Consider the following 18,259-nt stretch of genomic DNA (forward strand, 5'->3'; position numbering starts at 1 on the left):
GAATGCATGGTCAACATGAATCGGAACGGGTGGTCAACATGGTTCGGAATATACATGTAGTTCGTCTGATGGATACGATGTTCAAGACTTTTCCAGTCTTTAAAAACAACAGCTAATCATCCCACTCATTGCTTGAGCTTCCGGTTTTTTAGGCACATCAAGACGAAGCCAAAATCAGCATGTTTTTAGTTTGTTTGTGGTTTCAAATTGCAAATAATTATTCACTATAAAAGAAATTATTATGCAACCCAGTAATCCATTCAAACTAATTCTAGACAAGCTAAAACGGTTGCGAACAGCGGTAGATAATATCTCTATTAAACAGCCCTCAAGAATAAGCAACCAACCTCTCCTGATCCTCAACTCTACAATAGACTACTAGAACGGGCAAAAATATATGCTAGGCTGTCGGCAATGTACGAGGTTATATTCATTCAAGAGGCTTTTCGACTATGGTAATAGCCAAAGCTATCTCATCGGTGCAGTTATGTCTCTTTCAAATAGTAGCGACTCATAGCACTACTAACTGTAAGCACTAATATTATTATTATTGACATCATCTCCAAGTTGTATAAAAATAAAAAATATAATAAAAATCCAATCCCCAGGACTGATTTAAAAAAAGTTTTAATATTCATGCCAAATCTGTCCAGTATTGTCCAAAACAAAAGACATAGTGAAGCGAGCACTGTAATTCCGAATAGAGCATAATATATATTTGTGTATCTTATTATTAAAAAAATTTCCGGCATTAATATAAAAAGATAAGGCACTAACACTCCTAGATAAGAGCTAGTAAAAGAGAAGGGCAAATTATTAGAAAAATCTAATTGCTCAGATTTAAATTTAAACCATTGATATTGGATACTACTGTGAGTTAAAGAAATAAATAGTGTAACCAATGCAATGCCTCTTAACCCATATTGCCATGAACCATCATCAAATACCACAATGATAAAAACCAGTGAAATAATTTTGTTTATTATGAAAACCAATTTCTGTTCATGGAGTATGTATAGAAGGAAAATAAATTCTATGCTTTTATTCTTGATAGCTGTCCTTTGAATATTCAATCTCGATATTTGGTCAACTTTTCCATATGCAAGCTTGTGCGCAAAAACAACTGATAGCAGAATGTGTACCGCGATAATAAATAATAAAAAGATAACAGGTATGATCCAGAAATGAAACAGTGCACCAACTAAAAAACTAAATAGTGAATATAGGTACAAGGGCATAAAAACCTTAAAAAAAGAACTTAGCAAAACTCCTACAGATTTCTTAAATGAAATGCCTCCATAAGTTTGGTACAAAAAAAGATTCTCTGATTTATGAAGTAAATTAATAAGATAATTTACTGATTTATAAATATAGAATCCGGCAAGCATAAATATCAAAATTGCTACATAGGGATTGCTGAATGCCTTAATTGTCAGGATCAAATTCCAATACAGTTTTTTATCATTTGGGAGCTCACCCAATGCACCTACAAAGACAAGTGAAAATAAAAAAGTGACTATTAAGAAAAAGAAGAGTCCTGAATACTTCTTATAGAACGGAAAAACATAAATTCTGTTAAATATTGATGATAGCTTCATTCTCCAACTATATTTTTGTCCAGAATTTGATGTTCAATGACACTGCAAAGGAGATTCTTGTCCATTAGCTGATGAGACGATAATAGAAAAGATGTCCCCATCTTTAGATATGCATTATTAATCCATTTATATACAATAGCAACTGTTTCGGAGTCTAATGCGTTTAGTGGCTCATCCAATAATATCCATTTTACATTCCCAATGAAGCTTGCAACAATAGAAACTTTTTTCAGCATTCCACTTGAATATGAAGAGATTGGCATATGTATATAATTTTCCATAAACAGTTCTTCAAGCATTTGAGTGGTGTTTTTAGCATCCCCTTGTTTACTTTTAATGTATATATTTAAAATGTCCATTCCTGTCAGAAACGTGGGAAATCTTGGCTCAGCTTCTGCATAAGTTACAATCCTTTTTATAGATCTTGGTTCCTTTCTAAGCGATATTCCTTCTACATTAATCTCTCCATGATATCTCAACATTCCAGCTATGCACTTCAGAAACGTACTTTTACCAGTACCATTTTTCCCCTTTATCCAGTGAATGCCATTTGCAAGTAGTAAACTTTCAACGTCAAGTACATTAAGTGCTCCATAACTTTTGGAAAAGTCACTTACTCTAATCATTTAATCAGTATTATTATAAAAAAATATTCATCAAATTCGTATTCATTCCTAGTTCAAAAAGTTATACGCCGATAGGAAATTAAAATTCCATAAAAGTACTGCGGCTTAAACATAATCAAAAAATTTGGAAATTTGGTGCAAAATAAGGAAAGCAATAAATTTTTGTGGTCTACGCAAAAAGAGAGGTTCCCTGAATGGGTGTCTATTACTTTACATAAGTACTTTTTAGGAGGAGTTCAACTTTTTTCTATTGGTAGTTATTGGAGAATATATTACTAAAATATATAAAGAAACAAAGCGTCGACCACATTGTCAATCTAGGAATTAACGTCAATCAAATGGGTTGTTTTTTTGTTTAATAGTGGTGCTGGAAAATGTTTTATTTTTGAGGAAGAAAAATTGTACATTTGTATTATGAGTAGCAAAGATTTAAAAATAATAAACGATTTAGCCAAAAAACTAATCGTCGATGCGAAAACTTTGAGCAAAGAAGAATCTTTTCAAAGATTAGTAGATGCAGGTATCTTCAAGAAAAACGGTGAGTATGCGAAAGCTTATTCAAACCTTGCCAAAGCTGTTAAGAAAATCGATTAATTCCTGAATGGGATAACAAGAATTTAGAACGTCATCAACATTTTACAGCGTCGGCTTCTTTTACGATTTCGACGGATGCCTGTCCTGTGTAGCCTGACTTATGGACGGGCTATGCGAAAGAAGATACCGGCTTCTTTTCTCCAGATGATTCTTTCTTTCCTATGCCCCGGTTTTGCAACGCGCTTTCGACCTATATAAGTTTTAGAGTCCTTATGGGGTGAGCGGATACATAAAGATGAAAAAGACAACCATGACAAGCTGCCGCCAGGTGCGCAATCAAAATTATTTGCCGCTTGGCAAATTTCCGTCCGGGAAAATAAGAATATAGAGATCTGTTTCCAAAATAGTCCCGTAGAAAAGAGGTCTGTAAGCAGCGTCCTTTGATGCAAGATCAAATATCTCATCAATATTTTTCGGTTGGGCTTGCCTTTTTCCTCGGGCGTTTAAAAAATCAAAAATTCCCATCTGTATAATTTATTTATTGTTTTGCAAATCATGCCTACGGATCAGGACGAAATAGAAAATGAATATGAGTTCTAAAAAAATTCCATCGTGCGTTTACTTTATTGATAAACGCCGCTTACTGTTGCTAAATCATAATTCATCTTCGATTTTGCAATTAAATCCAGAATCTCTTGCCATGCATCTATATCTTCAACAGTATCTTCAAACGTAAAAGATGTATGTAATTCAGGAAGATGAAATTTTTTTAGGAGTTTTAATATTGTAAACCCATTCGTGCAAATGATGGTAAAAGTATTATGAATAACCTCTGCAAATTCGACATCTATTATATTAATAAGTTCTTTCTCTAATTGAAAACTATCGCCACAGACAATCATTTCATTTTCATAAGAGTGAAAAAGAATAATGTCGGCAGATTGGGAAGCCGGATGCACGACCTGACAAAGATAACTATATAGAAAATCAATTTTGTCTCCCACATCTGATATTGAATTCAGATACTCCCTGATTTGTTTGGCATTCAGAAATTCAGGCCATATATTTTTTTGCTCTTTCCCGAGTTTGGTCGCATGGCTAAAATGTATCAATAATTCCTCAAGCGATTGATGATCAGTTATTACACCGGATGTCTTGGACAATTGACGGGATATAACTTCAAAATCTTTAGCTATTGTAAGCGGAACAGTATTAAGTGAGTAAAAAGAATCTGAACAGCATTCAATAAAACCACGTAAACTGGCAACAAAAGAATAATAGTTACTATTCTCTTTAGCATCTTTTACTGCATCAATCCACCGTATGGTTTTAAAATAGGTAACCAATACAGCCAAGTGTGCGCGATAAAGAATCTCTTTCCAGTAATCAGCGGCAGCTTCGATAGGATTTTTATGTTTAGCAAAATTGTCAACATGAATAATTTTATATCTCCAGTCCTCCTTTGAATCACGAATTTCACAAAGGCAGTTATATAGGTTTTGGAACCTTTCGCTAAAAATTGTGAAACCTTCTTCTTTCTTCATATGGGTATTAAGATCGATTTATGCCCTATTATATAGTAATTAAATTTTTACATCTTTATTTTTCATACTTCATAATAAAGAATTGAGCTGGTACATTATTTTGAAAGTGTCGCAAATAAATCAGTATTATTATAAAAAAATATTCATCAAATTCGTATTCATTCCTAGTTCAAAAAGTTCTACACTGATAAGAAATTAAAATTCCATAAAAGTACTGCGGCTTAAACATAATCAAAAAATTTGAAAATTTAGTGCAAAATAAGCAAAGCCATAAATTTTCTTTGACACTGCGCAATAGACGAGTTAATGGGGCTATCTAAAAGTTTACTAGCCTCTTTTTTTAAACTAAGGCTAATAAAAAGAATCAAATTTTCTTTCGCATCATAAGAAAGGACTATGTTTCCTTTTTAGATAAGAACATACAAAATGGAATCAAATTTTCCGATAAAATTTCTAAAAATAATGTAACTTCCTGATTTTCAGCTAAGGATTTTTGAAAATAATTAATCTAGTACTATTCTTTTTTTTAAAAGCTTTGGAACTTCACCCCCTGTAGCACTATAATAGTTTACCATTTAAAATTCTCATCATGGAGACATTTTTCTTATTTGACGAATACTTTAAGGCAATACCCTTATTAAAAGGCATACCCGAAGCTTATAATAAATATGTGATCAAAGGAGCCATTGGTTATCATGCTAAAATAGATGAAAGAAGTATAATGCTTTTTCAAAGTATAGATTTAGGGGAAATAGAGATTTGTATCAGCCATTATTTAGTAAATCATCCGATGAAAATATTTTGTACAGCAGATTGTGAAAGCTTGGAGCTGCATAATATGATTCAAGGAGAAGCACAATACCGTTTGAAGGGATTTGAATGGCGCAGAATCAAAGCAGGACAACATAATCTGATTTATTTGACCAACGTAAAGAATGAAACTTATTTCAAAGGAAACACGACCATTACTTTTGATATTCATCTCTCCAAAGAACTGTTACAGCAACTTGCTAACCAGTATCCAAAGCTGCATCCCATATGGAATAAAATTAAGAAGGAAGAAAATGGCAGCTTATATATAGAATTTGCAGACAATTCCGCTAAGTCGATGCACTTCATCGTTCGGATAATGGAATTGCTTTACCAGGAAGGAGTTGGGAACCCCCAAATAAAACTGTGGGCAATGGATTTATTAAAAGTATTACTTGAAGCAGATGCACTCCCAAGTAAATACCGTTACAGCTATGAAGATATCAAAACAATAGACCATGCTGCTACTATGTTGATAGCCCATCAGGATGAGAAAAATGTATTAGCCAATCAACTAAGAAAAAGCCACCTCAATGCTGATAAGTTCCGAGAAGGCTTTCGTTTACTCTTTGGGCAAAATCCCAAACAATTTCTGTTGAGTAAAAAAATGGAACAAGTAAAAATATTGTTGGGCAAAGGGTATACCCTAGACGAGATATGCGAACGAACGGGTTATTCAACTGTGAGCCATTTAGAAGAGGCCTTTGTTCGCTATAATGGTCACAGCATAGGTAGTCAAAGAAAAACAAAAAAATAAATTCACTGTCACCTCTCTACTGAAACAATGACCACCACTATATCTGCGTGTTTTTCGGTATAAAAAAACTGGTTTTTTCGGTAGTTTTTTACCGACTTTTTCGGCATACCAATCCAAATACACCGCCGACCTTTGTACAAGCATTCAATCGTAGTAAGTCACAATAACAAGCAGGGTTAAAATATAATACGAAACTTATGATGCGCTTGGTGGGTTACAAAGGGGAATGCCGATCTAAACTTCTCTCTACCCCAAGAGAATGAAGCGTATTGATAAGACAGGTAATGTCCCCAGCGTAGAAATGTTACCTGATCCGAATACCGGCGGCGTTGGCAACTTTCATTACGGTATCGATACGAACAGGGCGCGATCTGTGGCGAGATAGCAGTCGAAGGCAATGCCGGTTTTCTCGGCCAGAGTTATTCGGTATTGTCTTTTTAAAAATGAAAAAATGAAAAAGCAACAAATCATAACAATTATCACGATTCTGCTTATTATGCTTTGGGTATATGCAGCAGGCAGTAAGTTGTGGTTCTATGCGGCATTTAAATTGCAGCTTGCGCGGCAGCTTTTGCCTCATTGGTCTATTGCCGTACTCGCTTGGGCTTTGCCACTTGTAGAATTAATTACTGCTGCATTATTGAGTTTTCCAAAAACATTAAGAAAAGGACTATTGCTATCTGCGTTGTTATTATTAGCCTTCACTATTTATGTAGGTTTGGCACTTGCGCATATTTTCAAGAATGTTCCGTGCAGTTGCGGCGGCATCTTAGGGAAGATGGGATGGCCTGCCCATTTTATTTTCAATATATGTTTTACAATTACGGCGTTTACCGGTTGGTGGATGGCGAAATCAAATCATAAGATTTTTGCCAGGTACAAAAAAGTACACGCTTAAAAATATTTCTTGCAAGAATCGGGAATGATTCCAAAAACCCGTAGAAAAAAGTAGGAGTATTGTTTATTTTTAAATTACATAATCATGCAAAAAAGCAGATTATCACGTTTACTACCTGTGTTTGCAATAGCAGCAGGTATAGCGCTGGTGGGGGTAACCAGTGCGTTTAAAGAAGCGCCCAAAGCAAATGTCAGTGACCTGACTACTTATTATTTCCAATTTAACGGAAGCAATGGTCAAGAAGATCAGCCGGCGGAATGGTCACAAATTGATGCGACTACTTACACCTTGTCACCTTGTAATAGCACACATCGAGGTTGTGTATTGGCAACAACAAGCGTAACAGGAAGCGGATCAAATCTTCATCCTTCACAGGTTGATGTAGATGGTTCTGGTTCTAATAAGTCTCCAAAGACCGGTGACGGCGTAATTGAAGTAAAAAACCGTGACGACAGTTATTGATTTAATTCTTTAATTCAATGCGGAAGGGGTATTTATCTACCCCTTCCTTTCTAATATTTATTCTGCGGCATCCCCGATAAATTTATTATATCCTGCGGCAAGGGCAACGCAAACCTGTTATCATTGGGTGACAAAATGGAAGTTTGACCATTAACTATCCGCTTTAAACTGATATTTGCCCCTTCTTTATTCAACCGTTTTATATCCATCCAACGCAGGCAACGAAATATCAACTCTTTTCTTCTTTCCTTAAGAATCAACTGTAAGGCTTGTTGCGAATTACTTGCCGCCAATGGAACAAACATTCCTGTTTTCCATCTTGTTTTCAAAAGTGTATTCAGGTCATTCATTGCTTTTTCCGTTTGGTTTTCCCGAGCATAACATTCTGCCCGCATTAAATAAACTTCATCCGTGGCAATACCTGTAAATAAGCTTGATATATTGCCGTTATAGGTTCCTTTAAAAATATAGCCGGGAGTTAGTGGATAAAAGAATGCTTGTTTCCTTAAATCATTATTATCATAGCTCGCGTATAACAGCGTATCAACACGAGCTGTTGTTGGCGATATAAAAGCCAATGAATACAAAGAAACAATTCTTTGAAAAATAACCTCCTTATTCAATTGCTTAAACGGTGTCAAAGTATTTAATGAAAGAGAATTGTAATCCATCAAATCATTTTTCAATTGCAAACAAGAATCTGCATATTTACCTGCATCCGGGTAATCTCTCATAGAAAGATAGACCCTTGCCAGTAAGGCATAAGCTGCTGGTTTTGACGGGCGGTAAACGGTTAGGGGTGTTACTGGAAGCAAAGGGATAGCAGTCGTTAAATCGCTGATGATTTGTTTATAGGCATTTTTGAGGCTTGACCTGACGGACTTTTGGTTAAAATCCGAAGACAATCTTAATGCAATGCCATAATCGCTTCCCGCTGTTGTAGAATCATACGCCTTGCAAAAAATAAATACAGTTTGCAAAATAGACTGCGCCCTGAAAAACAGAGCCGAACCTTTCACATTATTCCAGTTATTTTCGTTCACATCGGTCTGTTGAATCTTGGCAATACCTTCTAAGGCTAAATTGCTTATATAAACGACGTTATATAAATTCGCCCAGTCATTGTAAGGGCCATTATAAACAAACGGAATCCATAAATACGCATTCTGTGATAAAGTAGATTGACTGTTGAACGTTGCGGTTGGTAAATAAAAATTATCTGCTGCTCCCTCATCCCAGCTGGCACTCTTGTTGTTCATTGTCGTAGTATTGTCTAATGCTGCCTGGTAGTCAGCGACTGACTCCGGCACAATGAGGGATTTGTCGGATTTTTCATCAAGGAGCTTATTGCATGAGATTACCGAAAAGCATATAACGGCTGTAGTTATGAGAATCAAGTTTTTTACTTTTTTAATATTCATGATATGCTTAATGATTTTAATTAAAAGTTTGCCTTCAATCCAATGGTGTAAGTTTTAGCCGGTGGTATCGTTCCCTGGTATTCCGGGTCTGTTCCCCATTTATTGGCACGCCAAAGAATGCCCAGGTTGGCTGCATTAAAATATACCTGCACTGATTTAAAAACAGCACGCTTGCGTTTAGGAACAAAATTGTAAGCCAGGTTAATGAACTGCAACCTTATATTATCGGCTCTGCCGATATTCACTACTGAAAATTGGTAGAACTCATCTCTTTGTGAATTAGCAGGATAAATAAAAGAAGGCACATTGGAGTTTTTCTCATCGCCTGGCTGTTGCCATCTTTTTGTGTAGTCACTGTACCCTATGCCCGATTGGATTAATTGGCTGTAATTGGTTGTGTTCCTTCTGAAGTAATAATCAAAATTATAGAGAATGTTGATGGTTAGTGACAACTGCTTCCACGAAAAAGTATTGCCAATAGAACCGAAGAACAACGGGCTTGAAGAGCCTTTATAGACCACACCTGCACCGCCTGTCTGCTCTATAATGGAATCATAATTGCTGCTGGCCTGCCCGTTCACATAACCGCGCGGGCCGCCTGTCTGGGGGTCAAGCCCCGCCCATTGATAACCACTGACAGCATATAGTGGCTGGCCAACCATGGCACTGATACTGTTTACTCCGCCCAAATAAGCACCGGTTGTGGAATCCTGCAAATAATATTTCGTGGTAACGCTGTTGTTGTAACTGAACAGAAAATTTGTAGTCCATTTGAAAACCTTATTAATATTTCTGGTGTTTAAGGTAAAGTCAATACCCGTGCCTTTCATATTGGCGATATTCTTTGTTATTACACCTGTTCCCAAGCCAGCACTATAATCAATCGGCGAAATGCCGAATAAATTTGTCCCCCTTTTTTGATAGTATTCAATACTGCCCGATAAGATGTTCCTGTTGGAAGCAAAGTCCAGACCAATATTTATTGTCCCGACTTTTTCCCAGCCTAAATCCGGGTTTGCAAATTGGTTTACCTGCGCAAATGAAAGGTTACTACCAATAGCCGCATTATAATATTCCAAAACAGTAACAGCCGACATACTTTGATCCACATTACCACTAAAACCATAAGTCGCTCTTAGTTTTAGATAAGGAAAGAAGCTGCTGTGATAGAATTTTTCTTTGGATATATCCCAGGCTGCACCTGCCGACCAGAATGGATTCCATTTGTTATTGGTATTGACACCAAAGAGATTGGAAGCATCTTTTCGGAAACTGCCCGATAAAGTGTATTTATCCAAATAGGTGTAGGCCGCATTGCCAAAATAGGAAACGAAATTGTTTTGCTTTTGTGAAAAGGAAACGCCATTGCCAATGTACATCGGGCTTCCATCCAAATAAGAAGGATAAGGGTTTACATTATCCACTTGCGCCACCGTTAATAAGTTATCGTTATAACCATACACCATATTGCCATTACTGCTGGTACCCACTTTTCTTAGCTCTGCGCCCAATATAGCCGCAATAGAACCTTTGTTCCAATTATGATTATAATTGAATTGCCCGCGCAGGTTTTGGGAGACGATGGCCGTATTGGATTGTTGTAAAATACTGCCCACAGGCAGGTTATAGGTTACCCGCCCGGTTGCTTCGTTTACTTCACTGAAAAGATTAATTAGGTTTCTTGTGTAATAACTCGCGGAGTCCTGCAAAACTCTTCCCTCAGATTCCTGCCTTTCGTACTGGTATTTTATAGCCAGGTTTAAGCCTTTACTGATTTGATATTGAATGCCGAGGTTGGCCAACAAATCCCGCTGGTGGGTAGTGGCATTATTGTGCTGATAATCGGTCAATGGATAATACTTCCAATTCAGCAGGTAACCGCCACCGGCGGTATCGGTATAACTATCCCGATAATCAACCGGAACAGAGAGCGGGTTGCCGTTGGCATCGGCAAGCATCAGGTAAGGCACACTCCTGCCACCAATGCGAATGCTGTTATAGCCCGGTTTGCCGCTGATAGATTTACTGTCTGTATAGCTAAGCCCTGCGTTGATTTGTAAAGATTTGAACGGATGATAGCTGTTCTGAAAACTTGCCGTAATGCGGTTATAGCCCGCAGCAAGATTATCAATATCTTTATCCAAACCGCCGGAAATGGCGTAAGACATATTTTTACCCCCTCCGGTTATGTTGAGTGCATATTGCTGATTAACGGGACGCTGATACAAATATTTTTCATAATCACTACGTATATCGTGATTCCGGTAGGTATTAATTAATTCATTCGCTTTGGTTGAATCTAGGAAACCGTTCCGTTCTTTATTTAAAATATTTACGACGGGCGTCAATGCTTGATAGGCTGTGTTATTAATCGTATTATCAAAATAGCCCTGCTTGAATAAAAACTTCTCCATATCAATGTAGTCTGAAGAAGATATCCGGTCTATGGAAAATAAATCGGGTTTGTCCGCAACCGATACATTGCTGCTAAAGCTAATATTCGCAGGCTGGTTAAATCTTCCTTTTTTGGTGGTAATCACAATTACGCCATTACCGGCCCTTGTTCCCCAAATAGAGGCTGCCGCCGCATCTTTGAGAATAGTGATACTTTCTACATCGTTTGGGTTGATGTTATTGATGTCGCCATCATAAGGAAAATTATCTACCACAATCAGCGGGTCTTGAGGCCCGTTAATGGTGCTCAATCCGCGAATATTAAAATTGAGTTGCTTGTTCTTGCCCGTCGCTTTAGAATCATCAAACAGCACACTGCTCGCTACGCCTTTCAGCCTGTCCAATATATTTGAGCCGACTTGTTCATTGAGCTTTTTATTATCGATAAAAACAAAGGAACCCGTTGCCCTTTCTTTGGGAACAGACTGGTAACCTGTATTCACGGTTACTTCCTGTAATTCTTCCTCTGCAGGATTAAGCGTAATAATCAAATTGGTATCAGCACTTTTAATAATTATCTTTTTTGTTTTATAGCCAATATGTGATGCCAAAAGCGTATCCGGCAGTGTTGTTAAAGGCAACAGGAAACCGTTTATTGTATTCATTACCATCCGCCTGCTGCTATATTCCATTACCGTTGCATTTAATAGCAGCCTGCCTTGCGCATCTGTTATCTTTCCACGTAAAATGTGTTTTTGTTGCGCAATGCTATAGGAGGATATAAAAATGAATAACACAAATAATTTAAAATTTTTAGTCATTTGAAAAGCTTTGGTTTTATTGATGAAAAAAATTGCGGTTTATCTTATGTTGTCTATCAATATCTTATTTTGACGTATTACTTCTATCAACTTCTTACCGGGTGGTGGGTAAGTAAGCATTACTTCGGAGAAATGCTCCTTGCGCATTTGCTTTTGTAATCCGACAACACGGTTGCTGACTTGTTCAACAATTTGTGGTGTAATAAATTGCTGTTCTGTTTGGGCTAAGAAAGCACCGTTAGGGGCAAGCCATACATAATGCGGAACAGCGTGATGACGGAAGAGGCAACATATAGTACTGTCACTGTATATTATTGGCAAAGAAAACTTAGTATGGTGGCTACTGTCAAAATGTTTTAGAAAGGAGGTTACTTTTTCCTTCGGGTCAAGTGTCAGAAGTATAAACTGCAATTTATCCCCTAAAATATGCTGCAAAGAATCTTCTTGAGGGAATTGTTCAATACAACTGCTGCAATGGATGCTCCAGAAGTCAAGAATAATCAGCTTGTCGCCAAAGGAGGATAATGTTGCCGTACTATTTTTATAGTTAATAATTCGATGCAATGGCAAATCGGGAATACGATCACCGATAAAAAACGGTTCAATTTTTTGTTGCGCTTGCACACTCGATAACAGCAAGGTTCCGCCAAGAAAGCATAAAAGCTTTTTTGTCAGTGATTTGTTGATTGATTTTATTTGCCTGACAGAATCTCGCAGGCATAGTTTTGCCCTTTCGGGCGATATGCTCGATTTCATTTTTATTCATAATAAAAAGATGATTAATTTTATGAAAACTCAATACCGGCGGGCTTTGCAGGCAATACGCTGAAAGTACATGAGAAAGAAAATGATTGCCTGCGCCGCCCGCCAAAAACTATATTGGGGACTTAGGCTTGCAGGCGAATAATATAAAAATGGAGATGTATTTGGACAAGCATTCGCAGGCACGAAACAGCGACCGCTGTATGTGCAATTGGACGATTAATGCGTATGGTTTATATATCGAAGAAAACAACATCTAAAAGTTATAGACGAGTCTTCATAAAAGCAGAACAACCTCACTAAAAAAACAAAAGAATGAGCTTCACTGCTTTGTCCAAGGAACCGCTAAGAACCTTCTTTCAATCCGTAGATTGAAAGTACCTACAAAGACTTAAGTGAAGCCCACTCCTTTGCGTTTATATATCAACAAAGATAAATAAAGCTATAATAGAATGGGCAATTCACCCGTCTTCTCGTAGGTAAAAATTAGCGGTTTTTGGACGAGAAAGACTCCTAATTTGTAATACCCAAATGGGCATTGCTTATTTTTAATTCAAAACAAAGATAATAAATATTTTTTACAAATAGTAATTAAATAATACAGTATGTAACTTTTTGAACAATTATTTATTTCTATTGATGAATTTTATTAGAAATAGTTACAAGATGGGGGAATGGAAAACAAAATTTAAACATCAATCTTCGGCGTTTAGAACATTAAAGAAGTTGTTTGAAGCACACGCTGTAGAAAAGATGTTCGATATAAATGAAATACACTCAAGTAAAGTTTCTGATGCATTAGGAATTAATAAAGGTAGATATGCAACTAAGCTTGCTAATCCTGAAACATTTTCAACTTTTGAAATTTTACGGTTTGCATGGATTATTGATATTGACCCTACTCTGGTAATTGAAGTGATTCAGAATGAAAAAAATGTGATGTCTAAAATAGTTGAAAGAGTGAACAGAAATACAAAAAAGAAAAAGACAAATGAATAAAGCTCAATTGGGAGGTTGGTTTTTTGTTTATTGGAAAAAATTAATAGCTTTATGAGAGTAAAGTGGCTGCGGAGAGAAAAGGTTGCTGAAAGTGACTGCTTGAAATAATAATTAATACAAGATGTATCTTGCGTGGATTAACCTCTTAGTTGCAAGGCTAAAAGACAACGCATTAAAACTATATGAGTAGACCAAAAGCGAAATTTGTTCAAGCTAAAAGAAAATTCAATTACGTCCATTATTTCCCATTTGGAAATGAACCGGGAGACTCATACGTCTTGACTTCCGACCCTTGGAGTTATTTAAAAGCCTTTATAAAAAATGAGCACGATAAAATAAAAAATAGGACTGCAAAAAATGGGCCTATTAAGGGCAGACTAAAAAAGGCATTATACTTTGTAACACTAGCTGAAAGTTTTTTGAAGAGTGCTGCAAATATTGAACTACCAACCAAAGGGACTTTAACTTACTATTCCATTCTTAATATAACAAAAGCGTTTCTTTTAGTTCGAGGATATGACCTCGAAACTAATACTGAATTTCACGGATTAAGTCTAAATTCGGCTGACAAAGACCAATTAACTATCTCAAAAAATGCAAAGAATGGCGGAATAAATATATTTCACTCGTTTGCAAAAGAATTAGGCTATATCGTAAATTCAAGTGATAAAATATCATTAAAAGATATGGTAAGTAATTTACCCGAGATTCACGAAATGACGTTTAATCTCGGGCTATTAAATAAATCAAAACGAAAATTTCTTCCAGTAAAAATCGAATTCATTTCAAATGAAAAGAAGTGGACAAAATTAAGTTATAGAATATGTTTCGAGAAAAAACATAAAAACAATTATCGAATAGAAAAATTTGAGAGTGGTATTTTAAGCAACAAACTCACGAAATCTGAAGAAGTTAACGAGCAAGAAACATATATCTCAAAACAAAATAGAAATCTAACTCACGAATCTGACCAAAGTTGGTGTTCTAATTACCAAGAATTGTGTAAAGAAATTAAAGAAATTAATATTAGGACTATGCTTACTCGAATGGGTTTTAAGTATTATTTGGACTTGCAGCCTGACAAATATGACTCTTTGATTTATAGTTACGCATTAATGTTTTATATTGGTTCTGTTGCTCGTTATCGCCCATCGCTAAATGAAGAAATTTTAGAAGGAGACTACAAAGCAGTCATTTCAGAAACAATGAACTCAACACCGAAACAATTTTTATATTTAATGACAGGTTTAATTACTAAAAAAGTATGTGCCGTACCTATGGCGAGCTTGAATTAAAAAAGCCACCACTATGATTGTAAAGTGAGACAGATCTGCAAAATCAAACTTTTTTTCGTTAGTTTGGCTTTAGAACTTGGCTGAACGGAATTGCTAAAAATGCCACGCCTTCTCAAAGCCTTAGCCGTTATCGCTAAAAAGTAGCGTCAATAGTGAAACCGCGAAATATTTTTGTTATCTTTACCCGAAAAAAATGTCATTCACTTCAAACCAACTAAGAGATTTTTCAACACTTTTTTCGAGAAGTGAGGTAAATCGTTGGCTAAAAGGAGACTTTGATTCCATTGACATTAAACTTGAAAGATATAATCTTACAGAGCAAAACAAAGGTAACTCTTACCTTAAATTCCTTAGAAATACATATCGAATTCTCGAAAAAAACTATCCAAATGAATATGTTTTAAAAAATGAGTTTCTAAACAAATGGCTAAAAAAAGAATTAGGAACAAATAATTCTGTCATATTTAATGAATTCAGAATTGGTAAAGCTATTGCTGATTTGGCTATGTTCAATGGAGTTTCTAAAGTATTTGAAATTAAAACCATTTTAGATAAGGAATATAGATTGTCGAATCAACTTCAGGAATATAAAAAGATTTTTAATGAAGTTTATATAATTGTCCCAAATTTACTATTATCAAAGTATTCAAATTATGACACGTCAGTTGGTATAATTTCCTTTGATTCTAACTCGAAAAAATTTGGACTTATTCGAAAAGCAGGAAGAATTAACAAGATAGATTCCAATACTTTAATGGAGGTTCTTCATACAAAAGAATATAAAGAAATTTCGAAAGCATATTTTGGACAACTTCCTGAAATGAACTCTTTTAACCAATTTGAGATTTGTAAAAACCTTATATCAAAAATCCCGCAAAAAGATTTGAATAACTTATTTCTTACTGCAATGAAAAGAAGAAACATAAACAATCTGTTTTTCAATAAATTAAATAGCGAATTTAATCAGATATGCCTTTCTCTAAATTTTAAAAAACAGGAAAGAGATAATCTAATTAACGGTTTAAAAACAAATACTATTTAGATTATGTATTTCCCTTACCTAAGAGCAAGACAATTTGAATTAATTAGTTTGAGAGAACTAGTAAATGATGATAAATTACAAAATATAACTCCAGTTTTAGAGCCAGTAAAAGAAGGTTTCAATAATCTTAATTTAGCACATAAAGTTTTTCAAGATAAAAATTTTTACGCTTATTTGATCGTTAATCCATTTAAAGGTGAGAAAGCTGGTGATACAGAATTTTTTCTTACATATCTTTCAGAACTAGAGAACAGAAAATTTTTACCCGCATTTCATTATTCTGACAATGCTGATTATATAATTTCAAATATCGAAAAATACAATTTAGATAATTGCCTAATTATATGTCTAGATAATTTTTCAGATGAAGAAAGTTTAAAAATACTTTGTTCAAATGAAAAAATAAGTAAGATTATGCTTTTAGAACCTCATAAGTATAGAAGTTTAGACAGGTACATAAAGGGGTTAGAGAAATTTTATATAAGACTAGATGATGTTTTTGAAAAGCAGCAAAAAAATGCTGATTTTTTAAATATTCACGCTCACAAGTTTTCAGAAGAACATTTGTATTACAGGAAAGATGGCTATCAAGCTTTTGCGGACTTCACTACATTACCAAGTGAATTTGTAGATGGAGGTAGTACACCAAGAGCTGTTGTTATACATCTTACTTATTTAAATACGGAATTTGAAAATCAAATTTGGATTAGACACTTCACTTCGGATGATGTTGAATCCATTGCAAACGTACAAGGTAAATTTGCACAGGCTGCAAAAAAAGCAATAGATTTTTGTAATGGTTTACGTTTGTTTAATTCCGCTATAGAAGAATTGAAAATTTACTTGGATGAAAGTCGATACCCTGGTTTAGGGACTGTTAAAAAAATTTCCATAAAAAATCATTTGTTAATAATAAGTGACTTTCTAAATTAGTTCTATGCAGTTCGTATGTAAAAATTGCTTTTATGATAAAGAACTAATTGGGTTCATTGTTTCACAAGGAAACATAGGAAATTGTGATTGTTGTAAAAGTGAAGATGTTGAAACTATTGAATTAGTAGAACTTCTAGACTTCTTTAACGAGCTATTTAGTGACTTCCAAGTAAAATCAGAAGGTAAAAGTCTAGTTTCCTTAATCCAAGGCAATTGGAACCTATTTAGCAATTTGGATTGCGGTCATAAAATATTAAATGAAGCGCTTAATCAAACTTATTCAACAATAAGTAGTTCAGAAGATTTAGTAGATTTTAGTGATGAAATCCTTGAAAATATAAACTATTGGTCTTTCTTAAAAGAGCAATTAAAATGGGAAAAAAGATACTTTACAAATATCGAAACTTTGACAGATGATTTAGGTTGGGATAGTTTCTTTGAGAGTAAAACCATCATAAATGAGGATGAAACATACTATAGAGCAAGATTGCATCAAAACTCTCAAGAAGAAATCTATCCAATTGATAACATGTCTTGTCCTCCTGCACGATATGCTTCAGCTGGACGTGCAAATCCTATAGGAATTCCTTACCTTTATTTAAGTGATAACGAAGAAACTATTTTGTATGAAATTAGAGCTTCATATTTGGATGAAATATCAGTTGCTGTTTTTACAAAAAACAAAGAGTATCAGAATGAAATAATAATTTCTGATTTCACAGAAATCCCTACTTTATATCATCCAAACGGAGTTAATAAGAAAATAAAATCTACATTATTAAAGCAGTTGATAAGTAGAGATTTATCTAAGCCGATGAGGAGATATGACTCAGAATTGGATTATATACCAACGCAATTTATCTGTGAATTTATAAAAACTTTCACAAACGTTCAAGGTATTAAATTTAGGAGTTCTCTTCATAATACAGGTTCTAATTTAGTCCTTTTTAATCAAAAAACTATGAAATGTAGAAGCGTGAAAAAAGTACAGATTTCCAAAGTTAGTATAAAAGCGAGAAAGATATAAGGCTCTACCGCCAATAACTAGAATAATCAGGCTTTCGTTTTGCCCAACGGGCAAGAAATGAAAGCATAGTTGAACGGAATCTTGGGTAGCCATCCGCTTTATGGGGTTAATTAAAGTAGCTAAAAGCAGCATAAAATGCTATTTTTATTTTAAAGTTTTCAGGAAAAAGCTGTATCTGTCTAATACGGACTAAATTTTACCAGTTGTACGCAGCAAAGTTTACCACTTTAAATTTAGCGTGGAAAACCCACGTAAATTGACCCCCTCCCGCCATTTGAAACGTATCCGTCCCACGAAGTGCATATTGCCCTTTCTAATGCGTGTCTTTAGCTTTGC

17 protein-coding genes are annotated in these 18,259 nt (G+C 35.1%); 10 read left to right on the forward strand and 7 right to left on the reverse strand.

Annotated elements, in window-relative coordinates:
* Nucleotides 1-485: 485 nt before the first annotated feature.
* Nucleotides 486-1,598 carry a hypothetical protein gene (locus tag ACQR30_RS01105; RefSeq protein WP_429730048.1) on the reverse strand — a complete coding sequence of 371 codons (1,113 nt, stop codon included), beginning with the start codon at nucleotides 1,596-1,598 and terminating at the stop codon, nucleotides 486-488.
* Complete coding sequence (locus ACQR30_RS01110; RefSeq protein ID WP_429730051.1) at nucleotides 1,595-2,224, reverse strand: ABC transporter ATP-binding protein; 630 nt, start codon at nucleotides 2,222-2,224, stop codon at nucleotides 1,595-1,597. The genes ACQR30_RS01105 and ACQR30_RS01110 overlap by 4 nt, the downstream gene beginning before the upstream one ends.
* Nucleotides 2,225-2,638: 414 nt before the next feature.
* On the opposite strand from ACQR30_RS01110, the gene ACQR30_RS01115 reads away from it, so the two are divergent.
* Nucleotides 2,639-2,818: a hypothetical protein gene (locus tag ACQR30_RS01115; protein WP_429730053.1), complete on the forward strand. Its 180-nt coding sequence runs from the start codon at nucleotides 2,639-2,641 to the stop codon at nucleotides 2,816-2,818.
* Nucleotides 2,819-3,100: 282 nt separating this feature from the next.
* On the opposite strand, the gene ACQR30_RS01120 is transcribed toward ACQR30_RS01115, so the two are convergent.
* Together ACQR30_RS01120 and ACQR30_RS01125 are read right to left on the reverse strand one after the other, a co-directional pair.
* The gene (locus ACQR30_RS01120; protein WP_429730056.1) at nucleotides 3,101-3,283 is read right to left on the reverse strand and encodes a hypothetical protein; all 183 of its coding nucleotides are present in this window, start codon (nucleotides 3,281-3,283) and stop codon (nucleotides 3,101-3,103) included.
* A gap of 98 nt (nucleotides 3,284-3,381) precedes the next feature.
* Nucleotides 3,382-4,302 (reverse strand): hypothetical protein, encoded by a 921-nt coding sequence (locus ACQR30_RS01125; RefSeq protein WP_429730059.1) that lies wholly within the window; start codon nucleotides 4,300-4,302, stop codon nucleotides 3,382-3,384.
* A 589-nt stretch (nucleotides 4,303-4,891) separates the two neighbouring features.
* Here ACQR30_RS01125 and ACQR30_RS01130 point away from each other — a divergent pair.
* The 4 genes from ACQR30_RS01130 to ACQR30_RS01145 all read left to right on the forward strand — a co-directional run bounded on the left by ACQR30_RS01130 (nucleotide 4,892) and on the right by ACQR30_RS01145 (nucleotide 7,229).
* Nucleotides 4,892-5,869, forward strand: coding sequence for a helix-turn-helix domain-containing protein (locus ACQR30_RS01130; RefSeq protein ID WP_429730062.1), 978 nt, complete (start codon nucleotides 4,892-4,894; stop codon nucleotides 5,867-5,869).
* A gap of 259 nt (nucleotides 5,870-6,128) precedes the next feature.
* Complete coding sequence (locus tag ACQR30_RS01135) at nucleotides 6,129-6,254, forward strand: hypothetical protein (protein WP_429730065.1); 126 nt, start codon at nucleotides 6,129-6,131, stop codon at nucleotides 6,252-6,254.
* 66 nt (nucleotides 6,255-6,320) lie between these two features.
* A complete protein-coding gene (locus ACQR30_RS01140) occupies nucleotides 6,321-6,767 on the forward strand; it encodes a MauE/DoxX family redox-associated membrane protein (RefSeq protein ID WP_429730068.1) in 447 nt (148 codons plus the stop codon).
* A gap of 84 nt (nucleotides 6,768-6,851) precedes the next feature.
* Nucleotides 6,852-7,229 carry a hypothetical protein gene (locus tag ACQR30_RS01145; protein ID WP_429730071.1) on the forward strand — a complete coding sequence of 126 codons (378 nt, stop codon included), beginning with the start codon at nucleotides 6,852-6,854 and terminating at the stop codon, nucleotides 7,227-7,229.
* 50 nt (nucleotides 7,230-7,279) lie between these two features.
* Here ACQR30_RS01145 and ACQR30_RS01150 read toward each other — a convergent pair whose 3' ends face one another.
* The 3 genes from ACQR30_RS01150 to ACQR30_RS01160 are packed head-to-tail and all read right to left on the reverse strand — an operon-like array spanning nucleotide 7,280 to nucleotide 12,621.
* Nucleotides 7,280-8,650: a RagB/SusD family nutrient uptake outer membrane protein gene (locus ACQR30_RS01150; protein ID WP_429730074.1), complete on the reverse strand. Its 1,371-nt coding sequence runs from the start codon at nucleotides 8,648-8,650 to the stop codon at nucleotides 7,280-7,282.
* Nucleotides 8,651-8,670: 20 nt separating this feature from the next.
* Nucleotides 8,671-11,865: a SusC/RagA family TonB-linked outer membrane protein gene (locus tag ACQR30_RS01155; protein WP_429730077.1), complete on the reverse strand. Its 3,195-nt coding sequence runs from the start codon at nucleotides 11,863-11,865 to the stop codon at nucleotides 8,671-8,673.
* A 39-nt stretch (nucleotides 11,866-11,904) separates the two neighbouring features.
* Nucleotides 11,905-12,621: a TlpA family protein disulfide reductase gene (locus tag ACQR30_RS01160; protein WP_429730079.1), complete on the reverse strand. Its 717-nt coding sequence runs from the start codon at nucleotides 12,619-12,621 to the stop codon at nucleotides 11,905-11,907.
* 672 nt (nucleotides 12,622-13,293) lie between these two features.
* On the opposite strand from ACQR30_RS01160, the gene ACQR30_RS01165 reads away from it, so the two are divergent.
* From ACQR30_RS01165 to ACQR30_RS01185, 5 genes are all read left to right on the forward strand, one after another.
* On the forward strand, nucleotides 13,294-13,626 hold the full coding sequence (locus ACQR30_RS01165; protein WP_429730082.1) for a hypothetical protein: 333 nt from the start codon (nucleotides 13,294-13,296) through the stop codon (nucleotides 13,624-13,626).
* Nucleotides 13,627-13,808: 182 nt separating this feature from the next.
* Complete coding sequence (locus ACQR30_RS01170) at nucleotides 13,809-14,921, forward strand: YaaC family protein (protein ID WP_429730085.1); 1,113 nt, start codon at nucleotides 13,809-13,811, stop codon at nucleotides 14,919-14,921.
* A 193-nt stretch (nucleotides 14,922-15,114) separates the two neighbouring features.
* Nucleotides 15,115-15,963: a sce7726 family protein gene (locus tag ACQR30_RS01175; protein ID WP_429730087.1), complete on the forward strand. Its 849-nt coding sequence runs from the start codon at nucleotides 15,115-15,117 to the stop codon at nucleotides 15,961-15,963.
* Nucleotides 15,964-15,966: 3 nt separating this feature from the next.
* Nucleotides 15,967-16,896, forward strand: a complete 930-nt coding sequence (locus ACQR30_RS01180) for a sce7725 family protein (RefSeq protein ID WP_429730090.1) — start codon at nucleotides 15,967-15,969, stop codon at nucleotides 16,894-16,896.
* 4 nt (nucleotides 16,897-16,900) lie between these two features.
* Entirely contained in the window at nucleotides 16,901-17,923 is a 1,023-nt protein-coding gene (locus tag ACQR30_RS01185) for an RES family NAD+ phosphorylase (RefSeq protein WP_429730093.1), read from the forward strand.
* Nucleotides 17,924-18,259 lie beyond the last annotated feature (336 nt).

Source organism: Arachidicoccus sp. (assembly GCF_050436765.1).
Classification (GTDB): domain Bacteria; phylum Bacteroidota; class Bacteroidia; order Chitinophagales; family Chitinophagaceae; genus Arachidicoccus.